The 17,417-nt window shown below is 71.5% G+C and carries 15 protein-coding genes; 12 read left to right on the top strand and 3 right to left on the bottom strand.

Annotated elements, in window-relative coordinates; all coding sequences use genetic code 11:
• A partial coding sequence (locus tag ABZ484_RS30140) for a glycosyl hydrolase family 18 protein (RefSeq protein WP_358869086.1) occupies positions 1 to 694 on the top strand: 694 nt, incomplete at its 5' end.
• 131 nt (positions 695 to 825) lie between these two features.
• Here the strand turns inward: ABZ484_RS30140 and ABZ484_RS30145 are convergent.
• Entirely contained in the window at positions 826 to 2,094 is a 1,269-nt protein-coding gene (locus tag ABZ484_RS30145) for an MFS transporter (protein WP_358869087.1), read from the bottom strand.
• A gap of 295 nt (positions 2,095 to 2,389) precedes the next feature.
• Between ABZ484_RS30145 and ABZ484_RS30150 the strand changes: the two genes are divergently transcribed.
• The 5 genes from ABZ484_RS30150 to ABZ484_RS30170 all read left to right on the top strand — a co-directional run bounded on the left by ABZ484_RS30150 (position 2,390) and on the right by ABZ484_RS30170 (position 6,149).
• Positions 2,390 to 3,337 carry a LysR family transcriptional regulator gene (locus tag ABZ484_RS30150; protein WP_358869088.1) on the top strand — a complete coding sequence of 316 codons (948 nt, stop codon included), beginning with the start codon at positions 2,390 to 2,392 and terminating at the stop codon, positions 3,335 to 3,337.
• A gap of 128 nt (positions 3,338 to 3,465) precedes the next feature.
• Complete coding sequence (locus ABZ484_RS30155; RefSeq protein WP_358869089.1) at positions 3,466 to 3,807, top strand: YnfA family protein; 342 nt, start codon at positions 3,466 to 3,468, stop codon at positions 3,805 to 3,807.
• Between the two features lie 88 nt (positions 3,808 to 3,895).
• Positions 3,896 to 4,672, top strand: a complete 777-nt coding sequence (locus ABZ484_RS30160) for an SDR family NAD(P)-dependent oxidoreductase (RefSeq protein ID WP_358869090.1) — start codon at positions 3,896 to 3,898, stop codon at positions 4,670 to 4,672.
• Between the two features lie 7 nt (positions 4,673 to 4,679).
• The gene (locus tag ABZ484_RS30165; protein WP_358869091.1) at positions 4,680 to 4,841 is read left to right on the top strand and encodes a hypothetical protein; all 162 of its coding nucleotides are present in this window, start codon (positions 4,680 to 4,682) and stop codon (positions 4,839 to 4,841) included.
• Between the two features lie 42 nt (positions 4,842 to 4,883).
• Positions 4,884 to 6,149, top strand: coding sequence for a tyrosine-protein phosphatase (locus ABZ484_RS30170; protein ID WP_358869092.1), 1,266 nt, complete (start codon positions 4,884 to 4,886; stop codon positions 6,147 to 6,149).
• 5 nt (positions 6,150 to 6,154) lie between these two features.
• Here ABZ484_RS30170 and ABZ484_RS30175 read toward each other — a convergent pair whose 3' ends face one another.
• Positions 6,155 to 7,348 carry an RtcB family protein gene (locus ABZ484_RS30175; protein WP_358869093.1) on the bottom strand — a complete coding sequence of 398 codons (1,194 nt, stop codon included), beginning with the start codon at positions 7,346 to 7,348 and terminating at the stop codon, positions 6,155 to 6,157.
• A gap of 230 nt (positions 7,349 to 7,578) precedes the next feature.
• Between ABZ484_RS30175 and ABZ484_RS30180 the strand changes: the two genes are divergently transcribed.
• The 3 genes from ABZ484_RS30180 (at position 7,579) to ABZ484_RS30190 (ending at position 10,894) form a co-directional block, all read left to right on the top strand.
• Entirely contained in the window at positions 7,579 to 8,451 is an 873-nt protein-coding gene (locus ABZ484_RS30180; protein WP_358869094.1) for a DUF3558 domain-containing protein, read from the top strand.
• 118 nt (positions 8,452 to 8,569) lie between these two features.
• Positions 8,570 to 9,493 carry a DUF3558 domain-containing protein gene (locus ABZ484_RS30185; protein ID WP_358869095.1) on the top strand — a complete coding sequence of 308 codons (924 nt, stop codon included), beginning with the start codon at positions 8,570 to 8,572 and terminating at the stop codon, positions 9,491 to 9,493.
• A gap of 108 nt (positions 9,494 to 9,601) precedes the next feature.
• Positions 9,602 to 10,894, top strand: a complete 1,293-nt coding sequence (locus ABZ484_RS30190; RefSeq protein ID WP_358869096.1) for a DUF2637 domain-containing protein — start codon at positions 9,602 to 9,604, stop codon at positions 10,892 to 10,894.
• A gap of 110 nt (positions 10,895 to 11,004) precedes the next feature.
• Here ABZ484_RS30190 and lysS read toward each other — a convergent pair whose 3' ends face one another.
• Positions 11,005 to 12,759 (bottom strand): lysine--tRNA ligase, encoded by a 1,755-nt coding sequence (gene lysS / locus ABZ484_RS30195; RefSeq protein WP_358869097.1) that lies wholly within the window; start codon positions 12,757 to 12,759, stop codon positions 11,005 to 11,007.
• A 170-nt stretch (positions 12,760 to 12,929) separates the two neighbouring features.
• Between lysS and argS the strand changes: the two genes are divergently transcribed.
• From argS to ABZ484_RS30210, 3 genes are read left to right on the top strand one after another with little or no spacing between them, the layout of a single operon-like run.
• Entirely contained in the window at positions 12,930 to 14,711 is a 1,782-nt protein-coding gene (argS, locus tag ABZ484_RS30200) for an arginine--tRNA ligase (protein ID WP_358869098.1), read from the top strand.
• 55 nt (positions 14,712 to 14,766) lie between these two features.
• Positions 14,767 to 15,642, top strand: coding sequence for a nucleic acid/nucleotide deaminase domain-containing protein (locus ABZ484_RS30205; protein WP_358869099.1), 876 nt, complete (start codon positions 14,767 to 14,769; stop codon positions 15,640 to 15,642).
• Complete coding sequence (locus tag ABZ484_RS30210) at positions 15,639 to 17,321, top strand: hypothetical protein (protein ID WP_358869100.1); 1,683 nt, start codon at positions 15,639 to 15,641, stop codon at positions 17,319 to 17,321. The genes ABZ484_RS30205 and ABZ484_RS30210 overlap by 4 nt, the downstream gene beginning before the upstream one ends.
• Positions 17,322 to 17,417: the final 96 nt, after the last annotated feature.

Below are 17,417 nucleotides of genomic sequence, written 5' to 3' on the forward strand. Positions count from 1 at the left end.
GAACTTCGCCGCGCTGATCCACGAGTTCCGCGTCCAGCTCGACGCCCTGGGCGGCGACCACAAGCTGCTCACCGCGTTCACCCCGGCCGACCCGAAGAAGGTCGACGCCGGCTGGGACCTGTCGCAGGTGTCGAAGGACATGGACATCCTGAACGTCCAGGGCTACGACTTCCACGGCTCGGGCAGCGACAACTCCTGGGAGCCGAACCGCACCGGCGACGCCTCCAACCTCTACCCCGACTCGAACTCGCCGTACCCGAACGACTTCAGCATCGACGGCGCGATCCAGGCCTACCTCGACGCCGGGGTGAGCCCGCGCAAGCTGACCGTCGGCTTCCCGTTCTACGGGCGGGGCTGGCAGCAGGTCGCCGACGGCGGCGCGCACGGCGAGTGGCAGAGCGCCAACGGGGCCGCGCCCGGCCAGTTCCAGGAGGAGGCCGGCACCCGCGGCTACAACAACCTCATCACCAGCGTGCCGGGGCTGACCGTGTACCACAACGACCAGACCGTGGCCACGTACGGCTACACCGGCCCGAACGGCCAGTGGTGGTCCTTCGACGACGCCTGGTCCATCGGCAAGAAGGCCGCGTACATCAAGTCCAAGCACCTGCTCGGCGCGATGATCTGGGAGATGTCCGGCGACACGCCGAACGGCACGCTCCTCGGCGCCCTGAACTCAGGGCTCCAGAACTGACCGCCCGCGCGTGACACCCCGCGGTCCCCACGGCGCACCGGCGCGGTGGGGACCGCGGGCCGTCCGCACCGGCCCCCGCGGGTGACGGTCGTCGCGGTCGTCGATCTCGCCGCCGGGCCGCTCGCCGGACATCACCGGAGAGCCTCCGCGGCCACCGGCCGCGGCTCGGGCCGCCGCTCCCGCCACGGCAGCAGCACCGGTGTCGCGAGCAGCAGCAGCCCCGCGGCGCCGATGGCGGTGCGCGGGCCGGTGAGCGAGGCGAGCAGACCCCACAGGGCGGTCAGGGTCGCGGTGGTCGCCTTGCCGGTGACCGACCAGGCTGACAGCGTACGGGCCACCCGGTCCGGCGGGGCCTGCTCCAGCCGGTAGGCGGCGTACACCGGGCCGAACACACCACAGCACGTGATCAGCACCAGTTCCACCGCCATCACCAGCACCAGCCCGGACACCCCCGGCCGGACGAAGACCAGCCCCACCGGCCAGCACACACGCAGCGCCCCCGCGGTGAGCAGGACCCGCCGCTGCCCGAACCGGGCGACCAGCGGACGCGCCAGCCGCGAGCCGACCAGACCGCCCACGCACGGCCCGGCGAAGGCGAGCCCGTACTGCCACGGCGCGAAGCCGAGCGGCCCCAGCATCAACACCGCGAGCAGCGGCGAGGACACCATGATCAGGGCGTTGACCAGGACCGTGTTGACGAACAACGGCCGCAGCGTCGGGTGCGCCAGGATGAACCGCCACCCGTCGAGCAGTTCACCCGCCCGCAGCCGGCCGGCCGGTGCCTTCCCGCGCGCGGCCCGCCGCGGCTCGGGCTCGCTCCCGCCGATCGCCCGGATGCCGGCCGCCGACAGCAGATAGCTGACCGCGTCGGCCGCCACCGTCACCACCGGACCGAACAACCCCACCAGGGCACCCCCGACCGGCGGCCCCAGCACCGACGCCGTCCACGTCGTCGACTCGAAACGGCTGCTCGCCACCAGCAGGTCCGCCGACGGCACCAGGCTCTTCAGATACGCCCCGCTCGCCGCCCCGAACGCGATGTCCGCCGCGGCCACCACCACCGACACCGCGAGCAGCCAGCCCACCCCGAGCCCGCCGACGGCGAACGCCACCGGCACGCTCGTCAGCGCCGCGAACCGGACCAGGTCCGTCGCGATCATCACCGGCCGCTTGCGCCGGAACTCGATCCACGGCCCGAGCGGCGCCGCCGCCAGCGCGCCCACCGCCGGTCCCGCCGCCGACAGCAGCGCCACCTCGGCCGACCCGGCGTGCAGCACCACGACCGCGATGAGCGCGAAGGCGTCGAACGCCAGCCAGGTCCCGAACGTACTGACCGCGTACGCGGCCCACAGCCATCCGAACCGCCGCCCCAGCACCCGCCGCCCGGCCGCCACGCCCATGCCTCCCGCCGCTCCTCGCCGACTCGCACCGCGGAGCGCCCGCACACCGCGGCGCCCGCACGCCGGGACACCCTCGTGCCGACCGGCCCGCGCCATCCAAGCCCCCGGCCGGTCCGCGCGGCAAACAACCATCCGGCCCGCCGAGCCACAACCACCGGTTGTGCGACCAGCGGTTAGGGGGTGTCTCGTCGATCAGGCCGGATCAGGGAGCGGTGGCTGGTGATGGCGGCGAGGTGCGGTGCCAGGCGCCGCGAGCCCGGCCTGATCGACGAGACACCCCCTAGGGTCGGTGGACGTGGACCTCAACGCCGTACGCACCTTCGTCGCCGTGGCCGACGCGGGCCGGTTCCAGGACGCCGCCACCGACCTGTCGATCACCCAGCAGGCCGTCTCCAAGCGCGTCGCCGCACTGGAGAAGGACCTCGGCGTACGGCTGTTCACCCGGACCGCGCGCGGCGCCCGGCTCACCGTCGACGGGCAGGCGTTCCTGCCCCACGCCCGCGAACTGCTGCGCGCCGAGGAACGCGCGGCGGCCTCCGTACGGCCCGGCCGGCGCGCCCTGCGCGTCGACGTCATCGGCCGCAAGCTCGCCCCCGCCGCCCTGCTGCGCGACTTCCTGCGGGCGCACCCGAGCACCGAACTGGACGTGGTGACCCTCCACGACGTGGACGCGGCCGTCACCGCCATCCGCTCCGGCACGATCGACGCCTCGTTCCGCGCCGTCGCCATGCCCGGCCGGCCACTGCCCGACGACATCCGGGCCACCCCGGTCCACGACGAGCCCCTCCAACTGCTCACCGGCCCCGGCCACCCCTTCGCCGACGCCCTGGCGGTCGCCCCCGCCGAGCTCGCCGGACACCGGATCTGGATGCCCGAGCTCCCTCCCGGCACCGAGTGGGCCGCCTACTACGCCGATCTCGCCGGCGCGTTCGGCCTGTCCATCGACGTGGTCGGACCGCACTTCGGCACCGAGCCGCTGCCCGACGTGCTCGCCGACTCCTCGACGCTCGCCACCTTCGTGGGCGAGCTCACCCGGGTCCTGTGGCCCGCCGACTACGACCTGCGCCGCATCGCCCTGCGCCACCCGACCCCGGTCTACCCGCACTGCCTCCTCCACCACCGCGACAACCCGCACCCCGCGCTCACCACGCTCCGCGACCACCTCGTGCGGACCGGCCACGAACGGCGGCTCGAAGGCGACGAGGTGTGGACACCGGCGTGGGCCCACCGCACGACCCCGTAGGCGCCCGGCCGCCACACGCCCGAGCCGCACGCCGTGACCGCACCGCCGTGACCACACCGCCGGAGCCACACCCCCGTAGTCACACCGCGGCCACCGGACCGTCCGGCGCCCCGTGCGAGGCTGCCCCCATGCCGCTGATCCTCCGCTCCGCCGCCCTCTTCGTCGTCGCCGCGCTCTTCGAGATCGGCGGCGCCTGGCTGATCTGGCAGGGCGTGCGCGAGCAGCGCGGCTGGCTGTGGGCCGTCGGCGGGGTCCTCGCGCTCGGCGCCTACGGCTTCGTCGCCACCTACCAGCCCGACGCCCACTTCGGCCGCATCCTCGCCGCCTACGGCGGGATCTTCGTGGCCGGCTCGATCCTGTGGGGCGTCGTCGCGGACGGCTACCGCCCGGACCGCTGGGACCTGACCGGGGCGCTGATCTGCCTGGCCGGCATGGCCGTGATCATGTGGGCGCCGCGCAACGGCGGCTGACGCACAGGGGCTCGCGGGAGAGCCGTACTCTGGCAGAGCCGACCACGCAGACCAGGCAGATCCCGCCGACCCCTCACAGGAGCAGCTCATGGCCAGCGCCGCACCGTCCGCCGCCTCCCGCATCGCCGTCGTCACCGGCGCGAGCAGCGGCATCGGCGCCGCCACGGCCCGGCAGCTCGCCGCCGCCGGCTACCGCGTCGTCCTGACCGCCCGCCGCAAGGACCGCATCGAGGCGCTCGCCGAGGAGATCAACGCGGCCGGCCACGCGGCCACGGCCTACCAGCTGGACGTCACCGACCGCGCGGCCGTCGACGAGTTCGCGACGGCCTTCCAGACCGTCGGGGTCCTGGTCAACAACGCGGGCGGCGCACTCGGCGCCGACCCCGTCGCCACCGGCGACCCCGCCGACTGGCGCACCATGTACGAGACGAACGTCCTCGGCACCCTCAACCTCACCCAGGCCCTGCTGCCGAAGCTGGTCGCGAGCGGGGACGGCACGGTCGTGGTCGTGTCCTCCACGGCCGGCCACGGCACGTACGAGGGCGGCGCGGGCTACGTCGCCGCCAAGCACGGCGCCCACGTCCTCGCCGAGACCCTGCGCCTGGAGATCGTCGGACAACCGGTCCGCGTCATCGAGATCGCGCCCGGCATGGTCAGGACGGAGGAGTTCGCGCTGACCCGCTTCGGCGGCGACACCCAGAAGGCGGCGAAGGTCTACCAGGGCGTGGCCGAACCGCTGACGGCGGACGACGTGGCGGAGACGATCACCTGGGCGGTGACCCGCCCCAGCCACGTCAACATCGACCTCCTGATCGTGCGCCCGCGTGCCCAGGCGTCGAACACCAAGGTGCACCGGGAGCAGTGAGACGACGATGACGACGGACGACACCGGCCGGGACAGGACCGAGGAGCAGGAACGCCTCGCCCTGGAGAAGAAGCGCGAGCGCTACGTCTGGTACTACCTCGGCTACTTCCTCTTCGGCATCCACATCGTGGCGTTCGTCATGATCTACGCCGTACGACACGCCAAGTAAACGGGGGACGGGGGCCGCGGCGGCCGCCTAGGGTCACTGACCGTGGACAGACACATACCTTTCGACGCCCTGCGCAACGTCCGCGACCTCGGCGGCTACGGCGCCGAGGACGGCCGCCGCGTCCGCCCGCGCCGCCTCTTCCGCGCGGACGGCCTCGGCAAACTGCACCGGGACACCGCGGACTGGGACCGCTTCCTCGCCCTCGGCATCGGCACCGTGATCGACCTCCGCCACGGCTGGGAGGTCGAGCGCCAGGGCCGCGTCCCGGAGCACCCGTCCTTCACGTACCACAACCTCAGCATCGAGCACCGGCCGTACGACCAGCCGTCGCTGGGCCCCGAGGTGGATCCGGGGCCGTACCTGGCGGAGCGCTACATGGAAGTGGCGGAGGACGGCACCAAGGAGATCCGCGGAGCGCTGGAACTGATCGCGGACGCGGCCGCCTCCGACACCCCCCTGGTCTTCCACTGCGCCTCCGGCAAGGACCGCACGGGCGAGATGGCCGCCCTGGTCCTGTCCCTGCTCGGCGTCCCCGAGCCCACGATCGTCGAGGACTACTCCCTCACGGAGCTGGCCACCCCGGCCCTGCTGGCCGACTGGCGGGCGCGCAACGGCGGCCGCAGCCCGGCCTGGCCGGGCTACGGCCGCGCCCCCGAGGCGGTGATGCGCCTGTTCCTGGCCGCCCTGAAACAGAAGTACGGCTCGGTCGAGTCGTACGTGACGAACGTCCTGGACCTGGACGCCGAGGCCCTGGCGACCACCCTCCGCGCCCACCTCCTGGAGCCGGCCCCGACCACCTGGCCCCCGCTGACCCACCGCCGGGCCACGGCCGCGGACGCCCGCACCCTGGTCCGCCTGCGCGACACCGCCGCCCTGTGGCAACTGGCCCGCGGCATCGACCAGTGGAAGCCGGGCGAGAAGGACGAGACCCACTTCCTCACCCGCATGCGCGAGGGCGAGGTCTGGCTGGCGCACGCGGGCGACCACCTGGCCGGCGCCTGGGAACTGTGGTGGGACGACCCGGCCGCCTGGGGCCCCCGCCCCGCGGACGCGGGCTACATCCACCGCCTGATGACCACTCCGCACACGGCACCGCCGGGAACCGGCCGCCGCATGCTGGCCGAGGCCGAGTCCCGCATCACCGCGACGGGCCGCCCCTACGCCCGTCTCGACTGCCTCGCCTCCAACCCCCGCCTGCGCGCCTACTACGAGTCGGCGGGCTACAGGGTGGTCGGCGAACAGCGGGCGAAGACGGACGGCGCGGGCAGCCCGTACGCGGTGACGCTGCTGGAGAAGCGGCTGGTGTGACCGGCTCAGCCCTTCACACACACCACCTGCTTGAGCTTGGCCACCACCTCGACGAGGTCCCGCTGCTGGTCGATGACCTTCTCGATCGGCTTGTAGGCGCCCGGGATCTCGTCGACGACGCCGGAGTCCTTGCGGCACTCCACGCCTCGCGTCTGCTCCTCCAGGTCCTTCGTGGAGAAGCGGCGCTTGGCGGCGTTGCGGCTCATGCGCCGACCGGCGCCGTGCGACGCGGAGTTGAACGCCTTCTCGTTGCCGAGGCCCTTCACGATGTACGAGCCCGTGCCCATGGAGCCCGGGATGATCCCGTACTCGCCGGAGCCGGCCCGGATCGCGCCCTTGCGGGTGACGAACAGGTCCACGCCCTCGTACCGTTCCTCGGCCACGTAGTTGTGGTGGCAGGAGATCTCCGGCTCGAAGGCGGGCTTCGCCTTCTTGAACTCCTTGCGGATCACGTCCTTCAGGAGCGCCATCATGATCGTGCGGTTGTGCCTGGCGTACTCCTGCGCCCAGAACAGGTCGTTGCGGTAGGCCGCCATCTGCGGGGTGTCCGCCACGAAGACGGCGAGGTCGCGGTCCACCAGTCCCTGGTTGTGCGGGAGCTTCTGGGCCACGCCGATGTGGTGCTCGGCGAGTTCCTTGCCGATGTTGCGGGAACCGGAGTGGAGCATCAACCAGACAGAACCGGTCGTGTCCGTGCAGACTTCGACGAAGTGGTTCCCCGAGCCGAGCGTCCCCATCTGGTGCGTGGCACGTTCCTGACGGAACTTGACCGACTCGGCCACGCCGTCGAACCGCCCCCAGAAGTCGTCCCACCCTGCCGTGGCCAGCCCGTGGAACCGTCCCGGATCCACGGGATCCGCATGCATCCCCCGCCCCACCGGGATCGCCTGCTCGATCTTCGAACGGAGGCGGGACAGGTCGCCCGGGAGGTCGTTCGCCGTCAGGGACGTCTTCACCGCCGACATTCCGCAGCCGATGTCGACGCCCACCGCCGCCGGGCACACCGCGCCCCGCATGGCGATGACCGAGCCGACCGTCGCGCCCTTTCCGTAGTGGACGTCGGGCATGACGGCCAGGCCCTTGATCCAGGGCAGGGTCGCGACGTTCTGGAGCTGCTGCATCGCGGCGCCCTCGACCGCCGCCGGGTCCGTCCACATGCGGATGGGGACCTTCGCGCCCGGTATCTCCACGTACGACATATCGTCCTCATTCCCCCGTAAAACGTACAGAATTCTCAGAAGTTGCGAAGGGCAATACCGGCACCAAGGTCTACGAAACAGGGCAACGGACCGGCGTCCACGGCAGTGCGTGCGATACACATTGTCTCCAGGAGCCGCCCCCGCCCGGCAAGCGAATAACCAGCGGGGACCGGGCCACCACCCGCGGACCGACACCGACACGCACCGACACCGTCGAGAGGAGCCTGCCCGTGCTGCGGAAGGCGTACGTACCCGGCGCGACCGCGCTCCTCGCGGCCCTGCTGCTGACCGGTTGCACCGACGGCTCGCCGGACGGCGGCCGGACGGACGACGCCAACCAGGACGGTGCCGGTACGACGACGGTGGAGGCCCAGCCGGGCAAGTACCGCACGCTGCCCGAGGCCTGCGGCGCGGTCGGTCACGGCACCCTCGACTCGCTGCTGCCCGGCATCAAGCAGATCACGGACCCGGACCAGCGGGACCGCGCCTACCAGGGCCAGGCCACGCTCACCTACGACACGGACCGCAAGGTGGGCTGCCGTTGGAAGGTGGACTCCACGGAGGCCACCGACCGGCTGCACATCGACTTCGAGCGGGTCGTCTCCTACGACAACTCCGTGAGCGACGACAGCCAGGCGCAGTCGGTCTTCGCCACGAAGCAGGCGGACGCGCACCTGCCCGTGCCCCCCACCACCCCCTCCGGCTCGGACACCGCCCCCGGCGCCGGCGCCGGCTCCAGCTCCGGCTCCGGCAGCACTCCGTCCTCGTCCTCCTCCGGGGCGCCCTCGCCGTCCTCCTCCGGCGCCACCCCCTCCTCCTCCGCCGCCTCCTCGTCCTCGCCGCCCGCCGCGGACCCCGCCGATCTCCAGCCCCGTACCCTCGGCGACCTCGGCGACGAGGCGTTCCTCGACGACCAGCTCAGCAGTTCCGGTTCGACGGCCAAGCAGCGGACGGTGACTGTGGCGTTCCGCACGTCGAACGTCATCGTGACCATCGAGTACGAGGAGCAGCCGACGGCCGTCGGTGTGCTCCCCGACAGTGAGGAAATGCAGGACAAGGCCCGGAAACTGGCGGCGCGACTGGCGGATTCGCTGGGCGGCTGACGCCTGTCGTCCGGCACTTGCGGCCCGGCCGCAATGCCCGGGAAGGCGAACCGGACGGCTGTCTCACCGCGTACCGTGGCCCCTCGGACCCGATCCGACCGCAGGAACCACGAGCGTCATGAGTGAAGGAACCATGCAGCGAGCAGCCCAGCGAGACCATCGTGCCCAGCGACCCGAGCGTGCCCGGCGACTGAACCGCGTCGTGGTCTGCGCGGCGGCCGTACCCGTGATGCTGCTGGCCGCGGCCTGCTCCTCGAACTCCGGCTCCGGCGACGACGACGGCGGGAAGAAGACGTCGGCGGGTGACGCCACGGCGTCCGCGAGTGCGAGTGCCTCCCCGACGGTGCAGGCGGCGAGGTACGCGAAGCTGCCGGAGGCGTGCAAGGTGCTCTCGGGCAGGACGCTGGGCGAACTGGTCCCGAAGGGGACGAAGTCGGCCAAGGAGGGCACCTCCAGCGATGTCTCCTCGCGTGCCAGCTGTTCCTGGAACAGCCTGGACAACAACGGGGTGAAGGGTTCTCAGTTCCGCTGGCTGAACGTCTCGTTGCTGCGTTTCTCGTCGGACGCCAACCGTGGTTCGGGTGAAGAGCAGGCCCAGCAGTACTACGAGAAGCAGGTCCAGGACGCGAAGTCCGTCGCGGGCGCGAAGAACACCAAGTCGGAGCCGGTGTCCGGGACGGGCGACGAGGCGACGGCGGTGCGCTACGACCTGAAGAAGAAGGAAGGCTCCTTCAAGCAGCAGACGGTCGTGGCCCGGGTGGAGAACGTGGTCGTCACCCTGGACTACAACGGTGCCGGTCTGGCCGGTGACAAGAGCCCGGACGCCGACGACCTGGCCACGGACGCGAAGTCGGCGGCCAAGGAGGCGGTGGCCGCGGTGGCGAAGGCGAACGGGGAGGGTGCTGCCGCCTCGCCGGGCGCCTCCTCGCCGGCGTCGGGCTCCGCGTCTGCCTCCACGTCCTCCTCCAAGTCCGCGTCCCCGTCGAAGTCCCCGTCGAAGTCCCCGTCGACGTCGTCGTCGAAGGCCGCCTCGAAGGGCTGAGCGGGCCCAAGTCGGCCCGTAGTCGGGCATTCTCATCCGCCCGCCCGCGCGTCGCACGAGTGTGCCACTCTGTTGCGCGCAACAACACGCAAGGGGAGGGGAGTACGAGTGGCCGGGCCACTGAAGCTGACTCGGATGCACCGCGTCCTCATCGGCGTGGTCGTGACGGGCGCCGTGATCATCGCCGGTATCGGCTTCGCGGGTTCGTACGCGGCCGTCCGTGAGCTCGCGATCAAGAAAGGCTTCGGGAACTTCAGCTATGTGTTCCCGGTCGGCATCGACGCGGGCATCTGTGTGCTGCTCGCCCTGGATCTGCTGCTGACCTGGATCCGTATCCCCTTCCCGCTGCTGCGTCAGACGGCATGGCTGCTGACGGCGGCGACGATCGCGTTCAACGGCGCCGCCGCCTGGCCGGACCCGCTGGGTGTGGGCATGCACGCGGTGATCCCGGTGCTGTTCGTGGTCGCGGTGGAGGCGGCCCGCCACGCCATCGGCCGCATCGCCGACATCACCGCCGACAAGCACATGGAGGGCGTCCGCCTCACCCGCTGGCTGCTGTCCCCGGTGCCGACGTTCCTGCTGTGGCGCCGGATGAAGCTGTGGGAGCTGCGCTCCTACGACCAGGTCATCAAGCTGGAGCAGGAGCGTCTGGTCTACCAGGCGCGGCTGCGCTCCCGTTTCGGCCGGGCCTGGCGGCGCAAGGCTCCGGTGGAGTCGCTGATGCCGCTGCGGCTGGCCCGCTACGGTGTGCCGCTGGCGGAGACGGCCCCGGCGGGTCTGGCGGCGGCCGGGATCGAGCCGGCGCTGATCCCGCCGACGCCGGAGACCATGCCGGCGGGCGGCCGGCCCGGCAACGCCGCGGCCGTGCGGCAGCCCGGAGTGCCGTCCGGCGGGCAGCGCCCCGAGCTGGCCCCCACCCCGGCCGCCGACGGGTCCGCCCCCGCCCCGGAGATCCCCGACGACCAGAGCCCGTGGTTCAAGGCTCAGCGTCAGATCCAGTACCACGGGGACTACGACCCCACGTACGACCCGGCCGAGCAGTACGCCCAGTGGTACGAGGAGCAGCGGCAGGCCGAGCAGTACCGGGACCAGTACGAGGAGGAGCCTCCGCTTCAGGAGCCCTCTCCGGAGGAGACCGGCAGTTTCCCGATCCCGGTGGGGCCGAACCGGACCCGGGAGCTCGGCGAGGGCGGTGGCACGCCGGACATGGAGCCGGACGAGGAGGCGTACTACCAGGTCTTCCGTCAGTCCATCAACGGCAGTTACCCCACGCCCGGCCAGTTCAGGGACGACGTGGAGGCCACGTACGGCAAGGCGCTTCCGCAGCGCGAGGCCGAGCGCATGGTCAACCGCTTCACCAACCGCTTCAACGCGGAGCTGGAGGAAGACCACATCGCCTAGGGCGGGCACGCCCGTCGCCCGGGGACGTCGCACAGCGGAGACGGTCGCACAGCGGAGACAGCGGAAGGGGCCCTCGGGTGGGGGCCCCTTCCGTCCTGCTGTCCTGCCGCCTACTCGCCGAGCAGCCGGCGCACCCGCTCCTGCCCCACCGCGAGCAGCAGCGTGGGCAGACGCGGACCCGTGTCACGCCCCACCAGCAGGTGGTAGAGCAGCGCGAAGAACGACCGCTGGGCGGTCTTGATCTCCGGCGGCAGCTCCTTGGGCGTGGCGTCGGCGGAGAACCCGGCCTGCACCTTGGGCACGCCGTACACGAGGTGGGTGAGCCCGTCCAGGGACCAGTGGTCGGCGAGTCCGTCGAGCAGCAGCCGTACGGACTGCTGGGAGGCCTCGTCGAGGGACTTCAGCAGTTCGGCGTCGGGCTCGTCGCGGACGATGGTGCGCTGGTCGGCGGGGACGTGGGTGTTGATCCACGCCTCGGCCTTGTCGTAGCGCGGGCGGGCCTCGTCCAGCGAGCCGAGCGGGTTGTCCGGGTCGAGCTCGCTGAGGATCCGCAGCGCCTGGTCCTGGTGGCCGGCGGTGATGTCGGCGACGGACGCGAGCGTGCGGTAGGGCAGCGGGCGGGGGGTCCTCGGCAGCTCACCGGCTGCGGTGCCCACGGCCCGCGTGTACGCGGCGACGTCACCGGGGAGCGCCGAGCCCTCGGCGACCTTGGCGGCGAGCTTGTCCCACTCGTCGTAGAGGCGCTGGATCTCCTGGTCGAAGGCGATCTTGAAGGACTGGTTCGGCCTGCGCCGGGCGTACAGCCACCGCAGGAGCTGCGGCTCCATGATCTTCAGCGCGTCGGCGGGGGTGGGGACGCCGCCCCGGGAGGAGGACATCTTCGCCATGCCGGAGATGCCGACGAAGGCGTACATCGGGCCGATCGGCTGCTTGCCGCCGAAGATCCCGACGATCTGGCCGCCGACCTGGAAGGAGGAGCCCGGCGAGGAGTGGTCGACGCCGGACGGCTCGAAGATCACGCCCTCGTACGCCCACCGCATCGGCCAGTCGACCTTCCAGACCAGCTTGCCGCGGTTGAACTCGCTGAGCCGGACGGTCTCGGAGAAGCCGCACGCCGTGCAGGCGTAGGTCAGCTCGGTGGAGTCGTCGTCGTAGGAGCTGACGGTGGTGAGGTCCTTCTCGCAGTTGCCGCAGTACGGCTTGTACGGGAAGTATCCGGCGGCGCCGGAGCTGCCGTCGTCCTCGGCGGCGGCGCCCGAGCCCTCGGCGGCCTCCAGTTCGGCCTCGTCGACCGGCTTCTGCTTGGCCTGCTGCTTCTTCTGGTCGGCCGGCTTGGGCTTGGTGCGGTACTGGGCGAGGACGGCGTCGATGTCGCCGCGGTGCCGCATCGCGTGCAGGATCTGCTCGCGGTAGACGCCGGAGGTGTACTGCTCGGTCTGGCTGATGCCGTCGAACTCCACGCCCAGCTCGGCGAGCGAGGCGATCATGGCGGCCTTGAAGTGCTCGGCCCAGTTCGCGTACGCCGAGCCGCGGGGGGCCGGGACGGAGGTGAGCGGCTTGCCGATGTGCTCGGCCCACGACTCGTCGATGCCGGTAACGCCGGCCGGGACCTTGCGGTAGCGGTCGTAGTCGTCCCAGGAGATCAGGTGCCGCACCTCGTGGCCCCGGCGGCGGATCTCGTCGGCGACGAGGTGCGGGGTCATGACCTCGCGCAGGTTCCCCAGGTGGATGGGGCCGGAGGGGGAGAGTCCGGACGCGACGACGACCGGTTTGCCCGGGGCCCGGCGCTCCGACTCCTCGATGACCTCATCCGCGAAACGGGAGACCCAGTCGGTGGTCTCGGTGCTCTGAGCCACGTTCGGCACGTCCTCTGATGGTCTTGAACCCAGGGAGCCCGGAGAAACCGGGGAGCCTGGATAGGAGTACTGACCTCTCCATCCTCCCAGACGGCCGCGCGCGCGGAAAAACGGCTTTACCCGCCATGGGATACTGGCTGGGACTATCCATTCCCACGAGGAGAACGGCACCCATTCCTATGGCCTCGGTCACGTCCCTCAGCGACTCCGTCCAGCAGCACCTTTCGTCCGCTCTCTCGGCCGGTCTTCCGGAGGCCGCCGGCGCGGACCCGCTGCTGCGACGAAGCGACCGGGCCGACTTCCAGGCCAACGGGATCCTTGCCCTGGCCAAGAAGGCGAAGGCGAACCCCCGGGAGCTGGCGACGCAGGTCGTCGACCGGGTGGTGACGGGTGACGTGATCAAGGAGGTCGAGGTCTCCGGCCCCGGCTTCCTCAACATCACGGTCACGGACAAGGCGATCACCGGGAACCTGGCCGCGCGGTACGCGGACGAGACGGGCCGCCTCGGCGTGCCGTACGCCGCGAACCCGGGCACCACGGTGATCGACTACGCCCAGCCGAACGTGGCGAAGGAGATGCACGTCGGCCATCTGCGCTCGGCGGTGATCGGCGACTCGGTCGTGCAGCTCCTCGAGTTCACGGGCGAGAACGTGGTCCGGCGCCACCACATCGGCGACTGGGGCACCCAGTTCGGCATGCTCATCCAGTACCTGGACGAGCACCCGCACGAGCTGGACCACAAGGCGTCCACCGAGGACGTGGCCGCCTCCGGCGAGGAGGCGATGTCGAACCTGGACCGGCTCTACAAGGCGGCGCGCAAGAAGTTCGACTCCGACGAGGAGTTCAAGACGCGCGCCCGGCGCCGGGTGGTCGACCTCCAGGCCGGGGACCCGCACACGCTGGCCATGTGGCAGAAGTTCGTCGACGAGTCGAAGATCTACTTCTTCTCCGTCTTCGAGAAGCTGGACATGGAGATCCGGGACCCGGACATCGTCGGCGAGTCCGGCTACAACGACATGCTCGCCGAGACCTGCCGCCTGCTGGAGGAGTCGGGCGTCGCGGTCCGCTCCGAGGGCGCCCTGTGCGTCTTCTTCGAGGACATCAAGGGCCCGGACGGCAACCCGGTCCCCCTGATCGTCCAGAAGTCCGACGGCGGCTACGGCTACGCGGCCACCGACCTGTCGGCGATCCGCGACCGCGTCTTCAGCCTGAAGGCGAACGAGCTGATCTACGTCGTGGACGCCCGCCAGTCCCTGCACTTCAAGATGGTCTTCGAGACGGCGCGCAGGGCCGGCTGGCTGAACGACGGCGTGAAGGCGTACCAGCTGGCCTTCGGCACGGTGCTCGGCAAGGACGGCAAGCCGTTCAAGACCCGTGAGGGCGAGACGGTCCGGCTGGTCGACCTGCTCGAAGAGGCGATCGAGCGGGCCACGGCGGTGGTGCGGGAGAAGGACACCCAGCACCAGCTGTCCGAGGAGGAGATCGCCGAGCGGGGTGCCCAGGTGGGCATCGGCGCGGTGAAGTACGCGGACCTGTCGACGTCGGCGAGCCGGGACTACAAGTTCGACCTGGACCAGATGGTCTCGCTCAACGGCGACACGTCGGTCTACCTCCAGTACGCGTACGCCCGTATCCGGTCCATCCTCCGCAAGGCGGGCGAGCTGCGCCCGGCCGCCCACCCGGAGCTGGAACTGGCGGCGGCGGAGCGGGCGCTGGGCCTGCACGTGGACGCCTTCGCGGAGACGGTGCGGGAGGCGGCGCGGGAGTACGCCCCGCACAAGCTGGCGGCGTACCTCTACCAGCTGGCGTCCCTGTTCACGTCCTTCTACGACAAGTGCCCGGTCCTGAAGGCCGAGACGCCGCAGCAGGTGGAGAACCGCCTCTTCCTGTGCGACATCACCGCCCGCACCCTCCACCAGGGCATGGCCCTGCTGGGCATCAGGACTCCCGAGAGGCTCTGACCCACAGCCCTTAAGGTCTGTGGAGACCCGTCTCCACAGACCGAAAGGCAGCCCGATGCCCGAGCGCGTCCCCGATCCGTCCGTGGCCCACTTCGGCGAGGACGGCATGCGCCGGTTCACGGTGCCCGCCTCCTACCGAGTGCAACTGCCCGACGCAGCACGCGAGGCACTGGCGGGCAACGGGGTTCCGCTGCACGTGGCGCCGTACTTCGCCGCGGCGGGAGAAACCGACGGACTGACCCTGGGGATGACCGCCGGGCACCACAGGCTGTCCGCGCCCGCCGGACGGGAGAACTGGCTGCGCATCGGCACGGACCCGCTGGCCCACCTGTGCGTACGACCGGACGGTGCGGTACAGGCGGTGTTCCTGGGGCAGGAGGCGGACGACATGTTCGTCAACTCCGGCGTCCCTGTCTTCGACGCCTCGCTGGCGGCACTCGACCGGCGGCTGCCGGTGATCGCCGCCTCGACGAGTCTTCCGGTGGCCGCCGCCGCGTTCCGCGAGCTGAACGCCGAGCTGCGGCAGATCGACGCCGCCGCCTTCGCGGAGCGGGAGAACTGGTGGCCGAGGGTGCTGGACGATGTCCGGCACACGCTCAACTTTCCTTTCTCGTCGGCCTTCGAATACGTCGACGCAGAAGGCGCCAAGCAGATCGTCACCGACGCGACGGGACCCGGCCGGGCGCACCCGGAGGAACTCGTCTGGGAGCGCCTGCGGACCGAAGGTGTCGCGCCGGAGCAGGTGCGGCGCGTCTACTGCGAACTGGAGCCCTGCATGATGCCGGGCCATTACTGTGCGGTCTGGCTCCAGGCCACCTTCCCGCACGCGGAGTTCACCCACGGCTTCGACTACGGCTCCACCGCCGAGTCCCGGGAAGCGGGTCTCAAGGAGTTGATCATCCGCGCGGCCGGGCAGGAGGGCCGCCGGTGACCGACCGGAAGTGGGGGCGCCCTGCGGCGGGGCGCGAACCAGCCGCCTCGGCCGTACTGGCCTGGCTGGCGGATGCGGACGCACCGCGGATGTGCGTCGTGACCGGGAGCACGGGCTGCGGCAAGTCCAGCCTTCTGGCCTGGCTGATCGCGCACGGGACGCGGGAGGGAACGCGGCCAGACCGCCGCGTGCACGCCTTCGTGCCACTTGCCGGACGGACCGCACTGACCGCCGCTTGGACTCTGGCCCAGCAGCTCTCGGTGGCCGCCCGCACCCCGGGCGAGCTGGTGACCGCGCTGGCCGCCGACAGGCGCCGCACGGTGATCGTGCTGCCGGAGCTGCATGCGGCGGCGGATCCCGCAAGCATCGCCGAACTCGCCCTGCTCCTCGCGGACTTGGCACACGTGCGGCTGATCGCCGAGGTACGGAGCGAGAGCGGCGAGGCCCAAAGTCTCATGGCGGCCTCGGCCGTCATGGACCTCGACGAGGCGCGGTGGACGGACCCGGAGCGGTACGCGGTCTGGGCCACCACGCAGCCCTCCGGCCGCAGGGTGGCGGATGGGAGTACGCCGCTCCCGTCGAGGCCGGCCGTCGACCTGAACGACCCTGCCGCGGTCTGCGCCGCGGACCCGTGGCAGGTGTCCGTCCGCTACGAGCGCTCCGGGGGAGGCCATGGGGGACTGCGCACGGCATGGCTGCGAGCGGGAGTGTCCCTGACCCGGGAACAGACACCCGCCGACCGGGCCGTCGTACTCCTGGCGGCGCTGGGAGACGATGCCGACCCGCGGATTCCGGGGAGGCTCGCCGATCTCGCCGGAGGGGCCGCGTGGCAGGTCGCCTGGCGCAGGGTGCGCGGTGACGTCCGCCCACCGTGGCCGGGACCGGCATGTGCGCTGGCGGCCGGGCGTGGGCTGCTCGCCGGAAAGGTGCTCGTCGCCGATCACCAGGGCACGGTCCGTCTGCTCGACGAGTCGGGCGCCGCTCCGGTCGGCCGGTTGCCGAATCCGGTCCCGCGGACACGCGCTGTCGCCGCCACACCCGAGGGAGACGTGCTGATCCTGGACGCGCAGGGCCGCTTGCACACCCGGCGCAGCCCCTCCGTACCGAGGGCGACGGGCCTGTCGGCACTGCTGGAGGACGGCCCGACTCCTCTCGAACGGCTGGTGTCGGCGGCGACATCCCGGCCGGACGAGCCATCGACGGCGTCGGCGGTCTGTGCCGGATTGCTCGCCGTCGGGAGTGCGACGGGCCGGCTGCACGCCTTCGTGGCGGACGGGCACGCAGACGGGCTCTGGACTGTCCGTCTCCACGAAGGAAGTGTCACCGCCCTGGCAGCACTGGACCTTCCCCTGCCGGCGGACGGTGCGACCGTCCCCCTGGTCTACAGCGGCGGTTCCGACGGCACCGTGCGGGCCTGGGGTCCCGGGGCCGAACCGCTCGCCACCCCCGTCCGGTCCCGGCCGTGCCCGGTGACGGCCCTGGCGGCAGCGAACACGGAGACCGGCCCGGTGCTCGCCATCGGATGGGCGGACGGGCTGGTCGAGCATCACGCCCTGGACGACGACGGTACGGTCCGCACCTACCGGCCGGGATCTCCCGTGCGCTCGCTGGCAGCGACGGCCACGGGGATGCTGCTGGTCGGCACGGACGACATGATGGTGTGTCTGCGTCCCGCCTGAATCGCGAAAGCCGTTGTCACAACCGTGCCATAGAGTCCCCAGGCCGTCTTGCGCTCCAACATCCCCTCCCGGTTAGGGTTTTCGTACTCATATGAA

The sequence above is a fragment of the Streptomyces sp. NPDC006393 genome (genome assembly GCF_040628575.1).
Taxonomy (GTDB): domain Bacteria; phylum Actinomycetota; class Actinomycetes; order Streptomycetales; family Streptomycetaceae; genus Streptomyces.